Here is an 18,632-nt window from a genome sequence, read left to right as displayed (position 1 = left end):
ATAAGTTTAGAATTTCTAAAAACAAATAGTTCGTTTATTATTGGCTATAAAAATTAATAATGTTTAAAAATATCCATTTGAAAACGATATATACGAACAATATTTAGCATTTTTAGAATTAAATACGTATTTTGTGTTGAAAGAATTTTCATAAATTGATAGAATTTGGTTACCAAGAACAGAAGGGTGGAAAACTAATGAATGATGTAGCAGTAGTTATGGGCTCAATTTCAGATTTGAAAATTATGCAGAATACTTTAGACGTCTTAAAAGAACTTCAAGTCAGCTATGAAGTCAAAGTGATTTCAGCACATCGAATGCCACAAGAGATGCTAAATTTTGCCAACAATGCTGAAAACAACGGTTTTAAAGTGATTGTGGCAGGTGCTGGGGGAGCAGCACATTTGCCAGGTATGATTGCTTCATCTACTAGTCTTCCGGTGATTGGCGTTCCGGTTCCATCTAAGTATCTAAAAGGGATGGATTCTTTATTGTCAATCGTCCAAATGCCAGCGGGTGTTCCTGTCGCAACAGTTTCTATCGGTGAAGCTGGAGCTAAGAACGCTGCTATCCTAGCAACGAAGATTTGTGCTTTGAATAATCGTCAATATGCTATTTCATTGGAAGATTACGTGCAAGCTATGCATGATCAATCATTAGAAAGTGGGAAAAATCTTGAATAAAGCAATTTTACCTGGTTCTACAATTGGGATCATTGGCGGAGGGCAATTGGGACAAATGATGGCTCTTTCAGCTAAAGAGATGGGATATAAGGTTATCATTTTAGATCCAACGGCAAATTGCCCGGCAGCACAAGTTTCAGATGACCAGATTGTTGCCAATTATGATGATTTGGAAAAATTAATTGCCTTAGCTAAGCGTTGCGATGTATTGACTTACGAATTTGAAAATGTCGACGCTGAAACGATTGCTGAAGTTAAAAAGTACACTCAGGTGCCACAAGGAACCAAAGCTTTAAGCATTACCCAAAACAGAATTTTAGAAAAAAATTTTATTGAAGAAAATGATTTTAGAACCGTTCCCCATGTTGTTATAAAAAATATTTTTGAATACCATCGAGCAATTGAAAAATTACAGGCTCCGGTGATTATCAAGACGATTACGGGCGGGTATGACGGTAAAGGACAAATTCTAGTGACAGATCCTGAAAATGTCTGCTTCGCAGAAATTGAACACTTATTGATGCAAGGTCCTTGTCTTGTTGAAAAAAAAATCAATTTGAAAAAAGAAGTTTCGGTTGTCGTCTCTGCTAATAGTCAAGGTCAGACTTCAGTTTTTCCAGTGATCGAAAATATTCATCGAGATAATATTTTACATTTAAGCAATTGTCCGGCGGCAATCAGTTCCAAGGCTAGTCAGCTCATTTATCAGATTGGAGAAAAATTAGCTCAGAATTTAGAACTAGTTGGGACGATGTGCATCGAATTTTTCATTTCAACCGATGATGAAGTTTTTGTTAATGAAATTGCTCCAAGACCGCATAACTCAGGCCATTTAACTATTGAAGCTTGTAATGTTTCACAATTTGAAGCTCATATTCGTGGCGTTTGTAATTTAGCAATGCCCAAAGTTGAACTATTAAAGTCGGCTGTGATGGTCAACCTTTTGGGTCAACATTTATTAAAAGCTAAAGAAGAATTGCCTGATCATGCAGGGTGGCATTTCCATGACTATGGTAAAGCTGAAATAAAGAATAATCGCAAAATGGGACATATCACTATTTTGACTGAAAAGATTGAACAAGAGAAACAAGCAATTGACAAAAATTTAATTTGGGATGTGTAGGTCATGGCAGAAAATAAATTGCTTTATGAAGGCAAAGCTAAGAACGTTTATCAAACAGAAAATGATGACGAATTATTGATGGTCTATAAAGATCAAGCAACGGCCTTTAATGGTAAGAAAAAAGAAGAATTACCTGGTAAAGGTGTATTAGATTGTCAGATTTCAGCCTTAGTATTCGATTATTTGATCAAGAATGGAATTGAAACACATCTGATCAAGAATTTATCAGATCACGAACAATTGGTGAAGAGTAGTGAAGTTTTCCCACTAGAAGTCGTTTTACGAAATATTACTTCGGGAAGTTTAGTTAAAAAATTTCAAGTTGAAAGTGGTCTGCGTTTAAGTGATCCCATTATCGAATTTTATTATAAAAGCGATGCTTTAGACGATCCTTTCATTAATGATTCCCAAGTTAAAGCCTTACGAATTGCTAACGATGAAGAAATCGCCTTCATTAAGCAAATGACTCTGAAAATAAATCAATTATTAGTACCATTCTTCTCCAAAAGTGGATTTGACTTAGTCGACTTCAAATTAGAATTTGGAAAAGTAAATGGAAAAATCATTTTGGTGGATGAATTTTCTCCAGATAATTGTCGTCTTTGGGATAAGAAAAGCCACGATTCAATGGATAAAGATGTTTTTCGTAAGCATGAAGGTGACTTAGTAAAAACTTATTTAGAAGTTCTAAAACGATTAGCAATGCGATAGGAGAAAATGATGAAATTAGTAAAAGTTTATGTGACACTGAAAACCTCAGTTCTGGATGCTCAAGGGGAAGCAATTAAATCAGCTATTCAAACCATGGGATATGATCACGTTTCGCAAGTTTCTATGGGTAAGTACTTTGAATTACGTTTTGATGATTACTCTCAATTGGATCAAGATGTCGATGCAATTTGCGATGAATTACTGACTAATCCTAATATCGAAACTTATCGTTATGAAATTGTGGAGGAAAAATAGATGAAGTTTGCAGTAGTGAATTTTCCTGGTTCCAACTGTGATATGGATCTCTATTATGCAATTAAAGATGGTATTAATGAAGAAGCTGAATTAGTTGATTACCGACAGAAAAGTCTGAATGGTTTCGATGGTGTCTTGATTCCGGGTGGCTTTTCATATGGAGATTATTTGCGTAGTGGAGCTATTGCTGTCCATGCACCAATTATTTCGGAAATTATCCGTTTTGCTAATGAAGGAAAAATCGTGTTGGGTATCTGTAATGGTTTTCAAATTTTAACAGAATTGCATTTATTGCCCGGTGCCTTAATTCAAAATGAAAAAAGTCGTTTTATCTGTGAAACGACGACTTTAATAGTTGAAAATAACCGGACAGCCTTTACCAATCAATATGAAAAAGATCAACGCCTGCAAATTCCTGTTGCTCACGGAGAAGGTAGATATTTCTGTGATGAAAAAACTTTGAAGAGTTTACAAGAAAATGAACAGATTGTTTTTAGATATGACAAGAATATTAACGGAAGCGTGCAACAGATTGCCGGAGTAACCAACAAACGTAAAAATGTTCTGGGAATGATGCCACATCCAGAAAGGGCTATGGAACAGATTTTGGGTTCCGATGATGGACTCAAATTGTTCCAATCAATAATCAATTATCAGGTAAGGGTGAATAATTAATAATTGAACCTACTGCAAAAGAAATTAAAGATTCCAAACTGTATCAAAAATGGGGTTTGAGTGATACAGAATACCAGTTGATTTGTGAGAAAATTCTAAATCGGTTACCCAATTATACAGAAACAGGATTGTACTCCGTTATGTGGAGTGAACACTGTTCATATAAGAATTCTAAAAAAGTTTTGAGAAAGATGCCTAACAAGAGTGATCGAGTATTAGCTGGTCCTGGCGAGGACGCTGGTATTTTAGACATTGGCGATGGTCAAGCGGTAGTCTTTAAAGCTGAAAGTCACAATCATCCTTCAGCGGTTGAACCTTATCAAGGAGCAGCTACAGGTGTTGGAGGTATCATTAGAGATATTTTTTCTATGGGTGCAGAACCGATTGCCCTATTAAACAGTTTGAAATTTGGACCATTGGACAATGGTAAAACTAAACATTTAGTTGATGAAGTTGTGGCAGGAATTGGCGGTTATGGAAATTGTATTGGATTGCCAACAGTTGGTGGAGAAATTTCTTTTGAAAAATGTTATGAAAATAACCCTCTCGTTAATGCTATGTGTGTTGGACTTTTGAATAAGACTGATTTCAAACATGGAACAGCTAGTGGCGAAGGAAATCTGATCGTTTATGTTGGAGCTAAAACTGGTCGCGATGGGATTCATGGAGCCACATTTGCTTCAGATGAATTCACTGATACTAAAAACAAACAACGTTCAGCAGTACAAGTTGGAAATCCCTTTATTGAAAAACTATTGATGGATGCTTGTGTAGAAATCATTGAACAACATCCAGAATGGGTTTTAGGAATTCAAGACATGGGTGCTGCAGGGTTAGTCTCTTCAACAGCCGAAATGGCATCAAAAGCTGGCAGTGGACTGGTTTTGAAACTAGATGATGTTCCCCAGCGTGAAACTGAAATGTCAGCTTATGAAATGATGCTTTCAGAGTCACAAGAACGGATGGTCTTGTGTATTAAGCCCCAGTTTAAAACTAAAGTCTTAGATTTCTTTAAACATTTTGAACTAGATGCAGTGGTGATCGGACACGTAACTGCCGATAAACAATATAAAATTTATCATCATGAGAAATTAGTGACCGATATTCCAGTAGAGAGTTTGACCGAAGACGTGCCAGAATATGATCGTCCTGAAATAGAACCAAAACGTATCAAAGAAAATCAGAGTTATCATTTCCAACCACAAATTGAGTCTTTGGAGAATACTTGGCAAGAAATGCTCCAACGACCAAATATCGCAAGTAAACGTCATTTTTATCAAACTTATGATGCACAAGTCAAAGCTAATACACTAATAACTCCAGGTAGTGATGCAGGCGTAATAAGAATTCGTGGTACTAAAAAAGCCATTGCAATGACAAATGACAGTAATTCTAAGTACGTTTATTTAAATCCATACGTTGGTGGTCAAATTGCCGTTATGGAAGCAGCTCGAAATATCGTTGCCAGTGGTGGCCAACCAATCGGTATTACAGATTGCTTGAACTATGGAAATCCTGAGAATCCAGAAGTTTTCTGGGAATTGGATAAGAGCGTTGAAGGAATCGCCAGTGCTTGTCGAGAAATTGATACTCCCGTAATTTCAGGGAATGTGTCACTCTACAACGAATACAACGATGAGGCCATTTATCCTAGTCCTATGATTGGGATGGTCGGATTGATTGACGATTTACAGAAAGTAACGACTATTGCCTTTAAAAATGCTACGGACCTGATTTATCTAGTTGGTAAAACTACTGATGATTACAACGGCTCCGAAATTCAATTGCAACAGACTGGTTCTATAAAAGGAGATTTAAGTCCCCTAGATTTGAATAAAGAGAAACTTCATCAAGATTTGATCCATCAAGCAATTACTCGAAATTTAGTTGCGAGTTGCCACGATTTAAGTGAGGGTGGTCTAGCTGTAGCCTTATCAGAATCAGCTTTTGAAAATAAATTAGGTTTTGAAATTAAAACAAGTTTGACTAATGCACAAATGTTTTCAGAGACTCAATCACGTTTCTTAGTTTCCATTAGGCCCGAAAACAAACAAGCGTTTGAAGATTTAATACAACAAGATTTTGAATTGTTGGGTCAAGTAACAAATGAGACAGATTTCAAAGTCGCGACAAGTGACACTTCTGTTTCGATTAACGGAATGGAAGCTCTAAACAATTGGAAAGGGGCAATTTCATGTTTGATGAAGTCAAAAGCTTAAATGAAGAATGTGGAATCTTTGGAGTGTGGGGTGCTAAAGATGCCAATTATCTAACCTATTTGGGATTGCACAGTCTTCAACACCGCGGTCAAGAAGGTGCAGGAATTGTCGCCAATGACGGTCAAAAGCTACGTGCTTATCGTAATTTAGGATTGTTGACCCAGGTATTCTCTAAGCCAGAGTATTTAAATAGTTTGCTTGGTAATTCTGCTATTGGTCACGTTCGCTATTCGACGGCTGGTGAGAACAAAATTGAGAATGTGCAACCATTATTATTTGATTTCACTGACAGTCAATTGGCCCTCGCTCATAACGGTAACCTCACTAATGCAGATACTTTGAAAAAAGAGTTAGAAAAAGATGGACATATTTTTAAATCTAGTTCTGACTCAGAAGTTCTAGTCCATTTGATCAAACAATCTCAAAAGTCGACATTTCATGAACAGATAGTTGAAGCTTTGAACAAGATTCAAGGTGGATTTGCCTATTTACTCTTGACTAAGAATGAATTGATCGTCGCTTTAGACTCACATGGTTTCCGACCAGTTTCAATTGGAAAATTAAAGACTGGCGGTTATGTAGTAGCCAGTGAAACTTGTGCTTTGGATGCCGTTGGAGCAACTTTTTATCGGGATGTAAAACCTGGTGAATTGATCACAATTAATGATAAAGGTGTAAAAATCGATCATTGGACGACAAAAACACAATTGGCAATTTGTTCGATGGAATATGTTTACTTTGCTCGTCCTGATTCAAATATTTTAGGAATCAACGTACATTCCGCTAGAAAACGTATGGGAGCCATTTTAGCCAAAGAATTCCCTGCGCCAGGAGATATTGTGGTCGGAGTTCCCAATTCTTCTTTGTCAGCTGCTAGTGGCTATGCTGAAGCCAGTGGCTTGCCCTATGAAATGGGATTGATTAAAAACCAGTACATGGGTCGAGAATTCATTCAGCCAACACAGGAATTGCGAGAAAAGAGTGTCCGTCAAAAATTAGCAGCGGTAAAAGGTGTCGTATCGGGAAAAAGAGTCATTTTAGTCGATGACTCAATTGTTCGAGGGACAACTTGTGCATATATCGTTCAAATGTTAAAAGAGGCCGGGGCATTAGAAGTACACTTAAGAATTGCTTCGCCAAGATTCATGCATCCCTGTTTTTACGGTATTGATATTCAAGAAAAGAGTGAACTGATCGCAGCTCATAAAAGTGTTGAAGAAATGAATCAAATTTTTGGCTCGGATTCTTTACAATTTTTGAGTGAAAAAGGTTTGATCTCAGCGATTGGATTAAAAGCAGATGCTCCATACTCTGGATTAGATATGTCATATTTTAATGGCGACTATCCAACTTACTTATATGATTATGAGTCTAAAAAATAAGGAGTTTTCAAAATGACAAATCCCTATCAGGATGCGGGCGTTAATGTTGAGTCAGGATATAAGATTTCTAAATTTGTGAAACAAAATACTCACAGCAAGAGTATTGGTAATTTTGGCGGCGTTTATGAGATTCCAATGGGGTTTAAACACCCCGTATTAGTTTCTAGTGATGATGGTGTGGGAACTAAATTACTCTTAACTAATGAATTAAGAAAATGGGATACGATTGGGATCGATTGTGTCGCTATGTGTGTTAACGATATTTTAGCTCAAGGGGCAATTCCTCAGTATTTTCTTGATTACATTTCAACTGGCAAAGTAAATCAAAAAGTCGAAATGATTCTAAAAGGCGTGATTGCTGGCTGCAAGCAAGCTGATGCCGCTTTGATTGGTGGAGAAACTGCTGAAATGCCTGGAGTTTATGGGGAAAATGATTACGATATTGCTGGCTTTGCGGTCGGGATCTGTGAAAAAGATGAGCTATTAACTAAAAAAAGAGTTGAATTAGGGGATGTTCTAATTGGGATTACTTCTAGTGGCATTCATTCCAATGGTTATTCGTTAGTTCGCAAAATATTCTTTCAGGAACATGATTTTAATGTTGAAACACGTTTACCAGAGTTTCCTAACCAAAAACTAGGAGACATTCTATTAGAGCCAACTAAGATTTATACCCAAGAATTGGTGCCTTTGTTAAAGCAGAGATTAGTTAAGGGAATTGCTCATATTACTGGCGGGGGTTTTTATGAGAATGTTCCTCGTATCTTGCCTGATGATCTTGGCGCTGAGATCAATGTTGATATTTGGCCAGAATTGCCAATATTCCAGGCGTTACAAAAGTATGGGCAATTACAATTATCTGATATGTATCATATTTTCAATATGGGATTAGGTATCGTTTTAGCAGTTGACCCGAAGAATGAAATTGAAGTTTTGAATCAATTAAATCAATCTGAAACCCTGGCTTATACGATAGGTTCAGTTGTTAAAAGAAAGACTGATAGTTTGATCTTGAAAGGAGAGAAGCTATGAAAGTAGCCATCTTTGCTTCAGGTAATGGTAGTAATTTTGAAAGTATCGCTAGTTCAGAAGAATTAAAGAAATTAGGTTTGGAAATAGAGATCCTGGTTTGTGATCAACCACAAGCTCAAGTTTTGCAAAGAGCCAAGAACCATCATATTAAAACGTTTGTTAATAAATTGTCTGATTATAACAACCGTAGTGAATATGAAAAGGCCATTGTAGAAAAGTTGAAGCCATTAGAAGTGGAATATATTTTGTTGGCTGGTTATATGCGAGTTGTCACAAAAACTTTATTAAGCAATTATCCTAATCGGATAATCAATATTCATCCGTCGCTGTTACCTAAATATTCTGGATTAGAGGCAATCCATCGAGCTTTTTTAGCCAATGAACCAGTAACAGGCGTCACAATTCACTATATTGATGAAGGGGTCGATACAGGGCCTATTATCAAGCAATCTAAAGTTGTCAGATTACAAGATGATACAGAAACTAGATTGGAAAGTCGGATTCATCAAACTGAGCATCAAATGTATCGCGCTGTAGTTCGTGATTTATTAATAAAAAATAATGGGGTAGTTAATAATGAAAAGAGCATTAATTAGTGTTTCTGATAAAACAGGCGTCGTAGAGTTTGCCAAAGGATTGATCAATAATGGCTTTGAGATCGTCTCAACTGGTGGTACTTATAAAAAATTACAAGAAAATGATGTTAAGGTTATTGAAATAGATGAAATAACTAAGTTTCCAGAAATTCTTGACGGTCGAGTAAAGACACTTCATCCTATGGTTCATGCAGGACTTTTAGCTAAACGTGACAATGCAGAACATATGAAGACGTTGGAAAAATTGAACATTCAGATGATTGATTTAGTTTGTGTTAATTTGTATCCCTTTAAAGAGACCATCTCCAAAGAAAATGTCACTCCAGAACAAGCTATTGAACAAATTGATATCGGTGGACCTTCTATGATCCGTTCTGCCTCAAAGAATTTCAAGAGTGTCTATGTAGTAATTGATAATAATGATTATCAAACCGTTTTAAATAGTATTGAAAACAATTCTGACGATTTAGCTTTGAGACAAAAATTAGCTGCCAAAGCTTTTAGACACACCGCTGAATATGACAGTATTATTGCTCACTACTTATCAGATTTGAATGGCGAAGAGTTCCCCGATGTTGAAGTGCTTGGTTATGATTTCCATCAAGAATTGAGATATGGCGAAAATTCTCATCAAAAGGCTGCCTTTTATCAGAGTGCTATGCCATCTGATTATTCAATTGCTTCTGCTAAACAATTGCATGGTAAGGAATTGTCCTTCAATAATATTAAAGACGCCGACGCTGCTTTAAGAATTGTCGCCGACTTTGACAAACCTTGTGTCGCTGCTTTGAAGCATATGAATCCTTGTGGTATTGGTGTCGATGATGAATCAATTTATCAAGCTTGGCGTAAAGCTTATACAGCCGATACTATGTCAATTTTTGGTGGTATTGTAGCGGTTAATCGCGAAGTAACTAAAGAAATTGCTGAAGAAATGCACAAGATTTTCTTAGAAATCGTAATCGCTCCAAGTTTTACTGCCGAGGCTTTAGAAATTCTAGAAGCTAAGAAAAATATTCGTTTGATGACACTTGATTTTTCAAAGGCCCAGGAAGCTGATAAGCATGAATATGTTTCAGTTATGGGAGGACTTTTAGTTCAAGAACGTGATACGACAGTTGATAAGATTGATGAATTTAAAGTCGTAACTAAAAAAGCTCCTACAAAAGAAGAAATGAAGGCTTTGCTCTTTGGTCAACAAGTGGTTAAGCACGTTAAGAGTAATGCAATCGTTATCACTACAACGGATAAGACTTTAGGCGTTGGTGCTGGTCAGATGAATCGAATTGGCTCAGTTAAGATTGCCATTGAACAAGAAGAATTAGCTGATGAGCATGCACCACTAATTATGGCTTCAGATGCCTTTTTCCCGATGGATGATTGCGTTCAATACGCAGCTGAACATGGCATTACAGCTATTATTCAACCAGGAGGATCAATCAAAGATCAAGACTCAATTGATATGGCTGATAAGTTTGGTATTGCAATGGTCTTCACTGGCAGAAGACATTTCAAACATTAGAGGTGAAAAATGAAAATACTTGTTATTGGTTCAGGAGCCCGAGAGGACGCTATATGTAAGTCATTGATGAAAAATGTTGATAATGTTGTCTTTTGCGCTCCGGGTAACGACGGGATGAAATTTTCTAAAATTAAAACGATTGCTATTGATGAAAATGACTTTGAACATTTAGCCAAGTTTACTCAAACGAACAATATTGATTTTACGATTGTTGGACCAGAAGAACCCTTGGTAAATGGTATCGTTGACTTCTTTAAATCCAAAAAGCTGAAAATTTTTGGACCAAATAAAAAAGCTGCTCAGGTTGAAGGGTCAAAGACTTTTACTAAAAAGATTATGGCAGCAGCAGAAATCCCAACAGCCCGATATTGTGAATTTAACGAGTTAACTAAAGCACTCGACTTTTTAAAAGATCAAGAATTTCCAATCGTGATCAAAGCAGACGGACTAGCAGCTGGTAAAGGCGTCTACATTGCAGAGAATTTAGCTGATGCCAAGGTTGTTGTGTCCGATTTGTTAGAAGGTCATAAGTTTAATACTCAAAAGATTGTGATTGAAGAGTTTCTGGAGGGTGAAGAATTTTCGCTGATGGCTTTTGTAGATCACAAGCGATTCTATCCAATGCCACTAGCTCAAGATTATAAGAAGATACTTGATGAGATAAAGGGCCTAATACAGGCGGCATGGGAGCTGTTTGTCCGGTAATGAATATTTCTAAAGAACTTGAGCAGACAGCTATTGAGACAGTTTTAAAACCCTTTGTCAGTGAATTATATCAACAAGGCATCAAATATACAGGTATAATTTATGCCGGTTTGATAAAGACAAAAAAAGGAATCAAAGTTATCGAATTTAACGCTCGATTCGGTGATCCCGAAACAGAAGTAGTTTTACCACGCTTAGAGTCTGATTTGTCTGAAATAATTTTTTCCATCCTAAATCATAAAAAGCTTGAGTCGATAAAGTGGCAACAAAAAGGTTTAAATTTAGGAGTCTTCGCTGTCAGTAAGGGTTATCCTACAAAACCCGTATTTGGTTCTTTAGGAGATAGGGACAGTTTCAAGAAATGCCCATTAGCAATCAATTATGCGGCCGTAAAACGAGAGCAAGAGCAATTGTTTAGTCATGGTGGACGTTTATATTTGATGCAGGCACAAGCTAAATCAGTTGAAGAAGCTCAGAAAAAAGTTTATCGAGAACTTCAAAAAATGGATCAGGCAAATATTTTTTATCGACGTGATATTGGTAAGAATTCCATTTAATAAATAAAAAGGTAGAAGTGAAATTTCATTTGAAATATTGCTTCTACCTTTGAAATATTGCTTCTACCTTTTTGTCGATTGTTAAAATCTTGAAAATACAGTTGCTTAGAATAAAAAGAGAGGTTATTCTTTAAGAAACTGATAGTTATATTTTTCAAGTTGATAAAAATAAGTGATATTCTAATTTTAGAATGTTGATATATCAGTCTTTTCTTAGTGTGCTCCCTATGTATATAGGGATGATTCTATGGGGTAAATCTTTTCCATGACGTTCTCCGGGTGTTCCCTATGTATATAGGGATGATTCTCGCCACAGATGTCTATGACGTTCCCTAGTTGCGTGTTTCCCTATGTGTATAGGGATGATTCCGTTAATCGACAAGATAGTGCTATTCAGGTGGCGTGCTCCCTATATAATGGGGATGATTCAAACTTCTTTCTTATAATCCTGTCAAGCTGTAAAAAGGCTATTCCTTGATAAGATTCATTTTAAAAACCATAAAAATATGGACATGAATACACTTTTATATATTTGGCTGTGGTAGCCTAACATATATAGAAGTAGTAATTCATGTCCATTTTTATATAATTACTTGTTTTTTTTCTTAGGTGGGATATATTCAAAAGATGGATCAATTTCATCATCAATTTTATCCCAAGCTTTTTCCATATCATCGTTGATTTGCTTAGTTTGTTTTTCGTCAAGTTTAGCCTTGAAGTCAAAGTCAATCTCAGGTCCTACACCAATGGTGATCTGTTTATGTTTCATTAAATCGCTAAAAGATAAGGGCCCTTGATAAACAAAGGGAACTAGTGGGGCTTTTGAAAGTTTGGCAATCAGTGAAGCTCCACCTTTTAGTTGTTCGGAGTAACGAGTTCCTGATGGAAACATAATTAAAACCTTGTCTTCTTTTTTCAAAGCTTTAACTGGTGTTTTTATTACTGAGGGTCCTGGATGAGCACGATCAACAGGAAAAGCGTGTGCGTGCACAAGAATGAATCTTAAAATAGGATTCTTAAAAAGTTCTTTTTTAGCCATAAAAGTAGCTTCACGTGGGGAAATTACTAATGCAAAGAAAATTGGTTCCCACCAAGTACGGTGCGGTGCTACTAAGATAAAAGGCTTGTCAGGTAGATTTTCTTTACCCACGACTTTATAACGGCCATTTAAAATAAAAACAATGCCTCTCGCTATTACACGGATAAATTTATAAAACATAGAATTATCATTCTCCCTAAAATAATCTTAACTTATTTAAAATACCATAAAGTAGGTGCAACATGTCGATTTATTCTCAAGATATTATTTCGCATAGTGGAATAATCATTAATCAAGATAAAAAGCTTTATTCATTCAACCTTGATACTATTTTACTTTATAATTTTGCTAAAACAGTAAAAAAAGGAAAAATAGTCGATTTATGTTCGGGAAATGGAGCCATTGGATTGTCATTGGCTTCTAAAACTAAAGCGCAAATATATTTAGTTGAAATTCAAAAGAAACTAGCTGAGTTATCTCAAAAGAGTATTGTTGATAATAATTTGGAGCAACAAGTACATCTAATAAATGATGATTTGAAGAATGTTCAAAAGCATATTGATCATGATACAGTCGACATGCTTGTTTGCAATCCACCGTATTTCAAAGTATCTGACCAGACTCCTTTAAAGGAGAATCCAGTGTTGGCAATTGCCCGTCATGAATTAAAAGCCAATTTAGAAGATATTTTATATTCAATTAAGGTTTTATTAAAAGAAAATTCTCATGCGTATTTAGTTTATCGACCAGAGCGTTTAAGTGAACTACTTTCTTTAATGTTGCAGCAACGATTGCAGCCAAAGCGTATACGTTTCGTTAGAACTAGTACACAAAAAGATGCTAATTTTGTTTTATTAGATGTTATTAAAACGGTTAAAGAAGCATCCCTAAGAGTTGAACCAGATTTAATAATTTATGATGAAAAGCATCATTTGACTAAAGAGGCTAATCAGATAATTAATGGAAACTAGTAAATATTACGTTTATATATTATTATGCAACGATAAAACTTTTTACACTGGCACAAGTAACAATGTAAAAAAGAGGGTTGCAACTCACAATGCCGGTAAAGGTGCCAAGTACACTAAGACTAGACGGCCAGTTAAATTAATGTATACCGAAGAATTAGAAAATAAGTCGCAAGCTTTGAAACGGGAAATTGCTATTAAAAAGCTATCACGGCTTCAAAAAGAAAACTTATTAAAAAGTAATGGAATAAATTGGCGTGACTACTTGATTTCATAATAATATTCCCTTATAATATTTAGCTGTATTGAATACACACACTTAACGATTTAGTTGTTGGTGCACAGATGTGTTTCAACTAGACATGACTTAGGTGGAGGTAAAAACCAGGAGGAACTTTTTATGTCAGTTATTTCTATGAAACAACTTCTTGAAGCCGGTGTACATTTCGGTCACCAAACAAGAAGATGGAACCCTAAGATGAAGCCATTTATCTTTACACAAAGAAATGGTATTTACATCATTGATTTACAAAAAACAGTACGCATGATCGACGATGCATACAACTATATGAAGGCCGTTGCCGGTGATGATGGTATTTTCCTATTCGTTGGTACAAAGAAACAAGCACAAGATTCTATTGCTGAAGAAGCAACACGTGCTGGTCAATACTATGTTAACCATCGTTGGTTAGGTGGTACTTTGACAAACTGGAATACAATCCAAAAACGTATCAAGAGATTAAAAGATATCAAAGCTATGTCACAAGATGGTACTTTTGATCGTCTACCTAAGAAAGAAGTTGCTTTACTTGAAAAGCAACAAGCTAAGTTGGAGAAATTCCTTGGTGGTATCGAAGATATGCCAAGAATCCCTGATGTTATGTTCATTGTTGACCCTCATAAGGAAAACATTGCTGTTAACGAAGCTAAGAAACTTAACATTCCTATCGTAGCTATGGTTGATACAAATACAGATCCAGATCCTATTGATGTTATCATTCCTTCAAATGATGATGCTATTCGTGCCGTTAGATTAATTACATCTAAGATGGCTGATGCTATCGTTGAAGGTAAACAAGGTGAAGAAGCTGTTACAGACGCAGATTTCGCTAAGGATGACAAAAAAGACGAAAATTCAGACGCTGCTGATGCAAAATCAATCGAAGATTTAGCAGAAGCTAAAAACAATAACGAAGATAACAAATAATAATAAGCGTAAATATAGAGTCATCTGAGTAAGATGGCTTTATTTATACGACTGGAGGATTACTAATGGCTAAAATTACTGCTGCTCAAGTTAAAGAATTACGTGATAAGACAAGCGTTGGTATGATGGATGCTAAGAAGGCATTGGTTGCTGCTGACGGTAATATGCAAGAGGCTATCGACAAACTTCGCGAAAAAGGTATTGCTAAAGCCGCTAAGAAGAGTGGCAACATTGCTGCTGAAGGTTTAGCACATATTGAAATCTCAGGTAATAAAGCTGCTATTATCGAAGTTAACTCAGAAACAGATTTTGTTTCATCAAATGACAAATTTATCAATCTTGTAAACGAAATTGGTAAAGTAATTGTTACTAATGAACCAAAAGACATGGATGAAGCTTTGGCACTTAAAATTGGCGACCAAACAGTTAACGATGCCATCACAGGCTTAACAGCTGTTATCGGTGAAAAGATTTCATTGAGACGTTTCCAAGTTCTTGATAAGACAGACTCACAAGTATTTGGTTCATACCTACACAATGGTGGCCTTATTGGTGCCATTGTTACACTTGAGGGTAAGGACGAAGATGCTGCTAAAGACGTTGCTATGCACGTTGCAGCTATCAATCCAGAATACATGGATCGTGATCAAGTTCCTGCTGATCGTTTGGAACATGAAAAAGCTATCTTCACTGAAGAAACAAAGGCTGAAGGTAAACCTGAAAAGATTATTCCAAGAATCGTTGAAGGCCGTGTAAACAAGTACTTGTCAGAGATTAGTTTGGCTGACCAAGAATTTGTTAAGGATTCAGATATGACTGTTCAACAATTTGTTGAATCAAAGAATTCAAAATTAGTTTCATTTGTTCGTTACGAAGTTGGCGAAGGAATCGAAAAGAAACAAGAAGATTTTGCTGAAGAAGTTAAGAATCAAATGAAGTAATTAATTATTAATTTGAAAGAGAGGTCGCTTAATTCATTGTGAATTAAACGGCCTTTTCTTGTATTTAGGGTTGTATCCGAGCAAATTTTATTTAAAAATAGTCTTTAGATAAATTTAGACTAATCTAATATGTTAAAATGTTTAATAGCAAATTTAAAGGAGAGTACTTATGCCTGATATCAAGTATAAAAGAGTAATTTTAAAAGTTTCTGGAGAGGCTTTAGCTGGTGAAAAGGGTTTTGGCATTAACCCACCAGTCATTAAACAAATAGCTGAACAAATCAAAAGTGTTCATGACTTAGGAGTTCAAGTTGCTATTGTTTGTGGTGGTGGTAACATTTGGCGTGGTGAAACGGGTGCCGAAATGGGAATGGATCGTGCCCAAGCCGACTACATGGGTATGATGGCTACGGTTATGAATGGACTTGCCTTACAAGATGGTTTGGAACACATCGGTGTACCAACACGTGTTCAAACTTCCATTGAAATGCGTCAAGTGGCTGAACCTTATATCAGAAGAAAGGCTATTAGACATCTAGAAAAGGGACGTGTAGTAATATTTGCTGGTGGTACTGGTAATCCATACTTCTCAACTGATACTACTTCTGTACTTCGTGCCGCTGAAATTGAAGCCGATGTCATTTTGATGGCTAAGAATAACGTTGATGGTGTATACTCAGCTGATCCAAAGAAAGATCCTAATGCTAAGAAGTATGCAGAATTAACACAACTTGATATTATTAATAAGAATCTTGGAGTTATGGATACAACTGCTTCATCATTGTCAATGGATAATGATATTCCATTGATTGTATTCAATTTGAACAAACCTGAAAATATTAAGAAGGTTGTTCAAGGAGAAAATATTGGAACAATAATAAAGGGTGGTAATGATGACTAACAAAGCTGTTTCAAAAGCAAAAGAAAATATGTCAAAATCAATTGACGTTTTAAGAAAAGAATTAGCCAATATCCGTGCGGGTAAAGCTAATGCTTCAATCTTGAGTAACGTTAAAGTTTCATATTATGGTACTGATGTACCATTGAACCAAGTTGCTTCAATTAATATTCCCGAAGCACGTGTTTTGATGATCACGCCTTATGATAAATCATCACTTGATGATATCGAGCATGCGATCAATTCATCTGATTTAGGTTTGAATCCAGCTAATGATGGTAGTGTAATTCGTTTGGTCATTCCACAGCTTACAGGTGAGCGTAGAAAAGAGATTGCTAAGCAGGTAGGTAAAGAGGCTGAAGAGAGCCGTATCGCCGTTAGAAACGTTCGTCGTGAAGCTATGGACGATTTGAAGAAGCAATTGAAAGCTAATGAAGTAACTGAAGATGAATTTCATGATGTTGAAGATCAAGTTCAAAAAGTTACTGATTCAGCAATCGCCGATGTAGATAAACTTGCAGCAGCCAAAGAAAAAGAAATTACTGAAGGATAGTAATCCTGATGACAGACGATAGTAAAAGACAATTAGATCCAGATATATTAGTCCCGAAACATATTGCAATTATTATGGATGGCAATGGACGTTGGGCCAAAAGAAAAGGTCAACCGAGAATTGCTGGTCATAAGCAAGGCATGAATAATGTCAAAACAATTGCAACCGCTGCTAGTCATTTAGGCGTGAAGGTTTTGAGCCTTTATGCTTTTTCAACTGAAAATTGGAGTCGACCTAGTAAAGAGGTCAATTTCTTGATGAAGTTGCCAGTGGACTTCTTTGGGACTTTTATGCCTGATCTAATTAAAGAGAACATTCAAGTGTTCGTAACCGGATTTACTGATCACTTGCCAGAAAAAACCAGAAAAGTAGTTTTGAAAGCAGTTGAGGATACCAAGGATAATACTGGGATGATCCTCAATTTTGCTTTCAACTATGGTGGTCGTGCCGAAATTGTCAATGCTGCTAAAAATTTGGCAATTGAGGCTGCTAGTGGTTCAATAGATCCAAATGAGATAGATGATTCAATGTTTTCAGACCATTTGTTAACTAATCAATTAAAAGATTTAGCTGATCCTGATTTGTTGATCAGAACTAGTGGTGAAGAGCGAATCTCTAACTTTATGCTTTGGCAATTAGCTTACACAGAAATGATTTTTGACGACAGTTATTGGCCTGATTTTTCGGTAGCTGACTTAGTTGAAGACATTAAAGAATTTGATCGTCGAGATCGACGCTTCGGATCGGTTTAGTTTGGGGGAAAATTATGAAACAACGTGTCATTACTGCCGTTATTGCATTAGCAATTTTTATTCCCATATTGCTTGCAGGTGGAGTTTGGTTAGAAGTTGCTGCCGCAGCTCTGGCCGCAGTTGGTGTATTTGAAATTTATATCATGCGAAAGAGAATTATCGTTTCGTTTGATTTTTTAGTAACTATTTTAGGAACATTAGCTTTAGTTGTACCTAATGGATTTTATCAAGGCTGGTTTCCTAAGAGTATCTCTAGATTAGATTTATTTTATGTTTTTGCGGTAATTTTGTTGATAATTACTGTTTTAACTAAGAACAAATTTAATTTTGAAGATGCTGGTGTTTCAATTGTTGCCATGCTGTATATTGGAACAGGTTTCCATTATTTGGCAGCTGTTAGAAATTCACAGCCAGGTTTAGGATTGTTGATGTACGCTTTGATTGTTGTTTGGTCAACCGATATTTTTGCTTATACATTTGGTAGAAAAATTGGTAAACATAAGTTGTGGCCCGCAATCAGTCCTAATAAAACTTGGGAGGGTACTATTGCTGGAATTATTATGGCATTGATCCTTTCAGGTATTTATATGATTTTTGTTCCACAAGAGTATTCAATGACGACGATGTTAATAATCGCTTTTGTTCTATCAATTATGGGACAAATGGGTGATCTGATCGAATCAGCCTATAAGCGTTATTACAAAGTAAAAGATTCTGGAAATATCTTGCCAGGTCATGGTGGGATTCTCGATCGTTTCGATAGTATGTTGATTGTCTTACCATTGCTACATATATTCGGTTTAGTATAAGCAAC

Annotated in this window: 20 protein-coding genes and 1 pseudogene; 20 read left to right on the top strand and 1 reads right to left on the bottom strand. The window is 36.1% G+C overall.

All coding sequences use genetic code 11. The annotated features are described in order from the left end of the window. The first annotated feature begins 197 nt into the window (after nucleotides 1-197). The 12 genes and pseudogenes from purE to LA20249_RS12020 all read left to right on the top strand — a co-directional run bounded on the left by purE (nucleotide 198) and on the right by LA20249_RS12020 (nucleotide 11,460). Nucleotides 198-683, top strand: coding sequence for a 5-(carboxyamino)imidazole ribonucleotide mutase (purE, locus tag LA20249_RS03925; RefSeq protein ID WP_057740163.1), 486 nt, complete (start codon nucleotides 198-200; stop codon nucleotides 681-683). Continuing rightward, a complete protein-coding gene (gene purK, locus LA20249_RS03920; protein ID WP_057740165.1) occupies nucleotides 676-1,806 on the top strand; it encodes a 5-(carboxyamino)imidazole ribonucleotide synthase in 1,131 nt (376 codons plus the stop codon). The genes purE and purK overlap by 8 nt, the downstream gene beginning before the upstream one ends. Before the next feature lie 3 nt (nucleotides 1,807-1,809). Next, on the top strand, nucleotides 1,810-2,517 hold the full coding sequence (gene purC, locus LA20249_RS03915) for a phosphoribosylaminoimidazolesuccinocarboxamide synthase (RefSeq protein ID WP_057740167.1): 708 nt from the start codon (nucleotides 1,810-1,812) through the stop codon (nucleotides 2,515-2,517). 9 nt (nucleotides 2,518-2,526) lie between these two features. Beyond that, nucleotides 2,527-2,772: a phosphoribosylformylglycinamidine synthase subunit PurS gene (gene purS, locus LA20249_RS03910; protein ID WP_057740170.1), complete on the top strand. Its 246-nt coding sequence runs from the start codon at nucleotides 2,527-2,529 to the stop codon at nucleotides 2,770-2,772. After that, nucleotides 2,773-3,447, top strand: a complete 675-nt coding sequence (gene purQ, locus LA20249_RS03905) for a phosphoribosylformylglycinamidine synthase subunit PurQ (RefSeq protein WP_057740172.1) — start codon at nucleotides 2,773-2,775, stop codon at nucleotides 3,445-3,447. It begins immediately after the preceding gene. Beyond that, the gene (gene purL, locus LA20249_RS03900) at nucleotides 3,447-5,666 is read left to right on the top strand and encodes a phosphoribosylformylglycinamidine synthase subunit PurL (RefSeq protein WP_057740174.1); all 2,220 of its coding nucleotides are present in this window, start codon (nucleotides 3,447-3,449) and stop codon (nucleotides 5,664-5,666) included. The genes purQ and purL overlap by 1 nt, the downstream gene beginning before the upstream one ends. Next, a complete protein-coding gene (gene purF, locus LA20249_RS03895; protein WP_057740176.1) occupies nucleotides 5,642-7,048 on the top strand; it encodes an amidophosphoribosyltransferase in 1,407 nt (468 codons plus the stop codon). The genes purL and purF overlap by 25 nt, the downstream gene beginning before the upstream one ends. A gap of 12 nt (nucleotides 7,049-7,060) precedes the next feature. Continuing rightward, on the top strand, nucleotides 7,061-8,080 hold the full coding sequence (purM, locus tag LA20249_RS03890; RefSeq protein ID WP_057740178.1) for a phosphoribosylformylglycinamidine cyclo-ligase: 1,020 nt from the start codon (nucleotides 7,061-7,063) through the stop codon (nucleotides 8,078-8,080). After that, nucleotides 8,077-8,676 carry a phosphoribosylglycinamide formyltransferase gene (gene purN / locus LA20249_RS03885; protein ID WP_057740180.1) on the top strand — a complete coding sequence of 200 codons (600 nt, stop codon included), beginning with the start codon at nucleotides 8,077-8,079 and terminating at the stop codon, nucleotides 8,674-8,676. The genes purM and purN overlap by 4 nt, the downstream gene beginning before the upstream one ends. Further along, the gene (gene purH / locus LA20249_RS03880; RefSeq protein WP_186809198.1) at nucleotides 8,657-10,198 is read left to right on the top strand and encodes a bifunctional phosphoribosylaminoimidazolecarboxamide formyltransferase/IMP cyclohydrolase; all 1,542 of its coding nucleotides are present in this window, start codon (nucleotides 8,657-8,659) and stop codon (nucleotides 10,196-10,198) included. The genes purN and purH overlap by 20 nt, the downstream gene beginning before the upstream one ends. A gap of 9 nt (nucleotides 10,199-10,207) precedes the next feature. Beyond that, nucleotides 10,208-11,019, top strand: a pseudogene (purD, locus tag LA20249_RS12025) (phosphoribosylamine--glycine ligase); the annotation flags it as partial. Then, a complete protein-coding gene (locus tag LA20249_RS12020; protein ID WP_371861837.1) occupies nucleotides 11,014-11,460 on the top strand; it encodes a phosphoribosylglycinamide synthetase C domain-containing protein in 447 nt (148 codons plus the stop codon). The pseudogene purD and the gene LA20249_RS12020, both read left to right, overlap by 6 nt. Before the next feature lie 589 nt (nucleotides 11,461-12,049). On the opposite strand, the gene LA20249_RS03870 is transcribed toward LA20249_RS12020, so the two are convergent. Continuing rightward, on the bottom strand, nucleotides 12,050-12,679 hold the full coding sequence (locus LA20249_RS03870) for a lysophospholipid acyltransferase family protein (RefSeq protein WP_057740184.1): 630 nt from the start codon (nucleotides 12,677-12,679) through the stop codon (nucleotides 12,050-12,052). A gap of 62 nt (nucleotides 12,680-12,741) precedes the next feature. On the opposite strand from LA20249_RS03870, the gene LA20249_RS03865 reads away from it, so the two are divergent. The 8 genes from LA20249_RS03865 (at nucleotide 12,742) to LA20249_RS03830 (ending at nucleotide 18,627) form a co-directional block, all read left to right on the top strand. Then, nucleotides 12,742-13,470: a tRNA1(Val) (adenine(37)-N6)-methyltransferase gene (locus tag LA20249_RS03865; RefSeq protein ID WP_057740186.1), complete on the top strand. Its 729-nt coding sequence runs from the start codon at nucleotides 12,742-12,744 to the stop codon at nucleotides 13,468-13,470. Next, nucleotides 13,460-13,744 (top strand): GIY-YIG nuclease family protein, encoded by a 285-nt coding sequence (locus LA20249_RS03860; protein ID WP_057740188.1) that lies wholly within the window; start codon nucleotides 13,460-13,462, stop codon nucleotides 13,742-13,744. The genes LA20249_RS03865 and LA20249_RS03860 overlap by 11 nt, the downstream gene beginning before the upstream one ends. A 123-nt stretch (nucleotides 13,745-13,867) precedes the next feature. After that, on the top strand, nucleotides 13,868-14,674 hold the full coding sequence (rpsB, locus tag LA20249_RS03855) for a 30S ribosomal protein S2 (RefSeq protein ID WP_057740191.1): 807 nt from the start codon (nucleotides 13,868-13,870) through the stop codon (nucleotides 14,672-14,674). A gap of 65 nt (nucleotides 14,675-14,739) precedes the next feature. Beyond that, nucleotides 14,740-15,615, top strand: a complete 876-nt coding sequence (gene tsf / locus LA20249_RS03850; RefSeq protein ID WP_057740193.1) for a translation elongation factor Ts — start codon at nucleotides 14,740-14,742, stop codon at nucleotides 15,613-15,615. A gap of 169 nt (nucleotides 15,616-15,784) precedes the next feature. Beyond that, on the top strand, nucleotides 15,785-16,516 hold the full coding sequence (pyrH, locus tag LA20249_RS03845) for a UMP kinase (RefSeq protein ID WP_057740199.1): 732 nt from the start codon (nucleotides 15,785-15,787) through the stop codon (nucleotides 16,514-16,516). Beyond that, nucleotides 16,509-17,066, top strand: a complete 558-nt coding sequence (frr, locus tag LA20249_RS03840) for a ribosome recycling factor (RefSeq protein WP_057740201.1) — start codon at nucleotides 16,509-16,511, stop codon at nucleotides 17,064-17,066. The genes pyrH and frr overlap by 8 nt, the downstream gene beginning before the upstream one ends. Nucleotides 17,067-17,068: 2 nt before the next feature. Next, nucleotides 17,069-17,818 (top strand): isoprenyl transferase, encoded by a 750-nt coding sequence (locus LA20249_RS03835; protein ID WP_371861836.1) that lies wholly within the window; start codon nucleotides 17,069-17,071, stop codon nucleotides 17,816-17,818. Between the two features lie 14 nt (nucleotides 17,819-17,832). Further along, nucleotides 17,833-18,627, top strand: a complete 795-nt coding sequence (locus LA20249_RS03830; RefSeq protein ID WP_057740205.1) for a phosphatidate cytidylyltransferase — start codon at nucleotides 17,833-17,835, stop codon at nucleotides 18,625-18,627. Nucleotides 18,628-18,632 lie beyond the last annotated feature (5 nt).

Origin of the sequence: Companilactobacillus alimentarius DSM 20249, from assembly GCF_002849895.1 — a bacterium.
Classification (GTDB): Bacteria; Bacillota; Bacilli; order Lactobacillales; family Lactobacillaceae; genus Companilactobacillus; species Companilactobacillus alimentarius.
This window is presented reverse-complemented; position numbering and strand designations above follow the sequence as displayed.

Excerpts from the sequence above, each read along its gene's own strand:
- frr (WP_057740201.1), top strand. The coding sequence starts at position 16,509 with ATGACTAACAAAGCTGTTTCAAAAGCAAAAGAAAATATGTCAAAATCA.
- purQ (WP_057740172.1), top strand. The coding sequence starts at position 2,773 with ATGAAGTTTGCAGTAGTGAATTTTCCTGGTTCCAACTGTGATATGGAT.
- LA20249_RS03865 (WP_057740186.1), top strand. The coding sequence starts at position 12,742 with ATGTCGATTTATTCTCAAGATATTATTTCGCATAGTGGAATAATCATT.
- rpsB (WP_057740191.1), top strand. The coding sequence starts at position 13,868 with ATGTCAGTTATTTCTATGAAACAACTTCTTGAAGCCGGTGTACATTTC.
- LA20249_RS03860 (WP_057740188.1), top strand. The coding sequence starts at position 13,460 with ATGGAAACTAGTAAATATTACGTTTATATATTATTATGCAACGATAAA.
- purH (WP_186809198.1), top strand. The coding sequence starts at position 8,657 with ATGAAAAGAGCATTAATTAGTGTTTCTGATAAAACAGGCGTCGTAGAG.
- purN (WP_057740180.1), top strand. The coding sequence starts at position 8,077 with ATGAAAGTAGCCATCTTTGCTTCAGGTAATGGTAGTAATTTTGAAAGT.
- purS (WP_057740170.1), top strand. The coding sequence starts at position 2,527 with ATGAAATTAGTAAAAGTTTATGTGACACTGAAAACCTCAGTTCTGGAT.
- purC (WP_057740167.1), top strand. The coding sequence starts at position 1,810 with ATGGCAGAAAATAAATTGCTTTATGAAGGCAAAGCTAAGAACGTTTAT.
- purE (WP_057740163.1), top strand. The coding sequence starts at position 198 with ATGAATGATGTAGCAGTAGTTATGGGCTCAATTTCAGATTTGAAAATT.
- pyrH (WP_057740199.1), top strand. The coding sequence starts at position 15,785 with ATGCCTGATATCAAGTATAAAAGAGTAATTTTAAAAGTTTCTGGAGAG.
- purM (WP_057740178.1), top strand. The coding sequence starts at position 7,061 with ATGACAAATCCCTATCAGGATGCGGGCGTTAATGTTGAGTCAGGATAT.
- LA20249_RS03870 (WP_057740184.1), bottom strand. The coding sequence starts at position 12,679 with ATGTTTTATAAATTTATCCGTGTAATAGCGAGAGGCATTGTTTTTATT.
- purF (WP_057740176.1), top strand. The coding sequence starts at position 5,642 with ATGTTTGATGAAGTCAAAAGCTTAAATGAAGAATGTGGAATCTTTGGA.
- LA20249_RS03830 (WP_057740205.1), top strand. The coding sequence starts at position 17,833 with ATGAAACAACGTGTCATTACTGCCGTTATTGCATTAGCAATTTTTATT.
- tsf (WP_057740193.1), top strand. The coding sequence starts at position 14,740 with ATGGCTAAAATTACTGCTGCTCAAGTTAAAGAATTACGTGATAAGACA.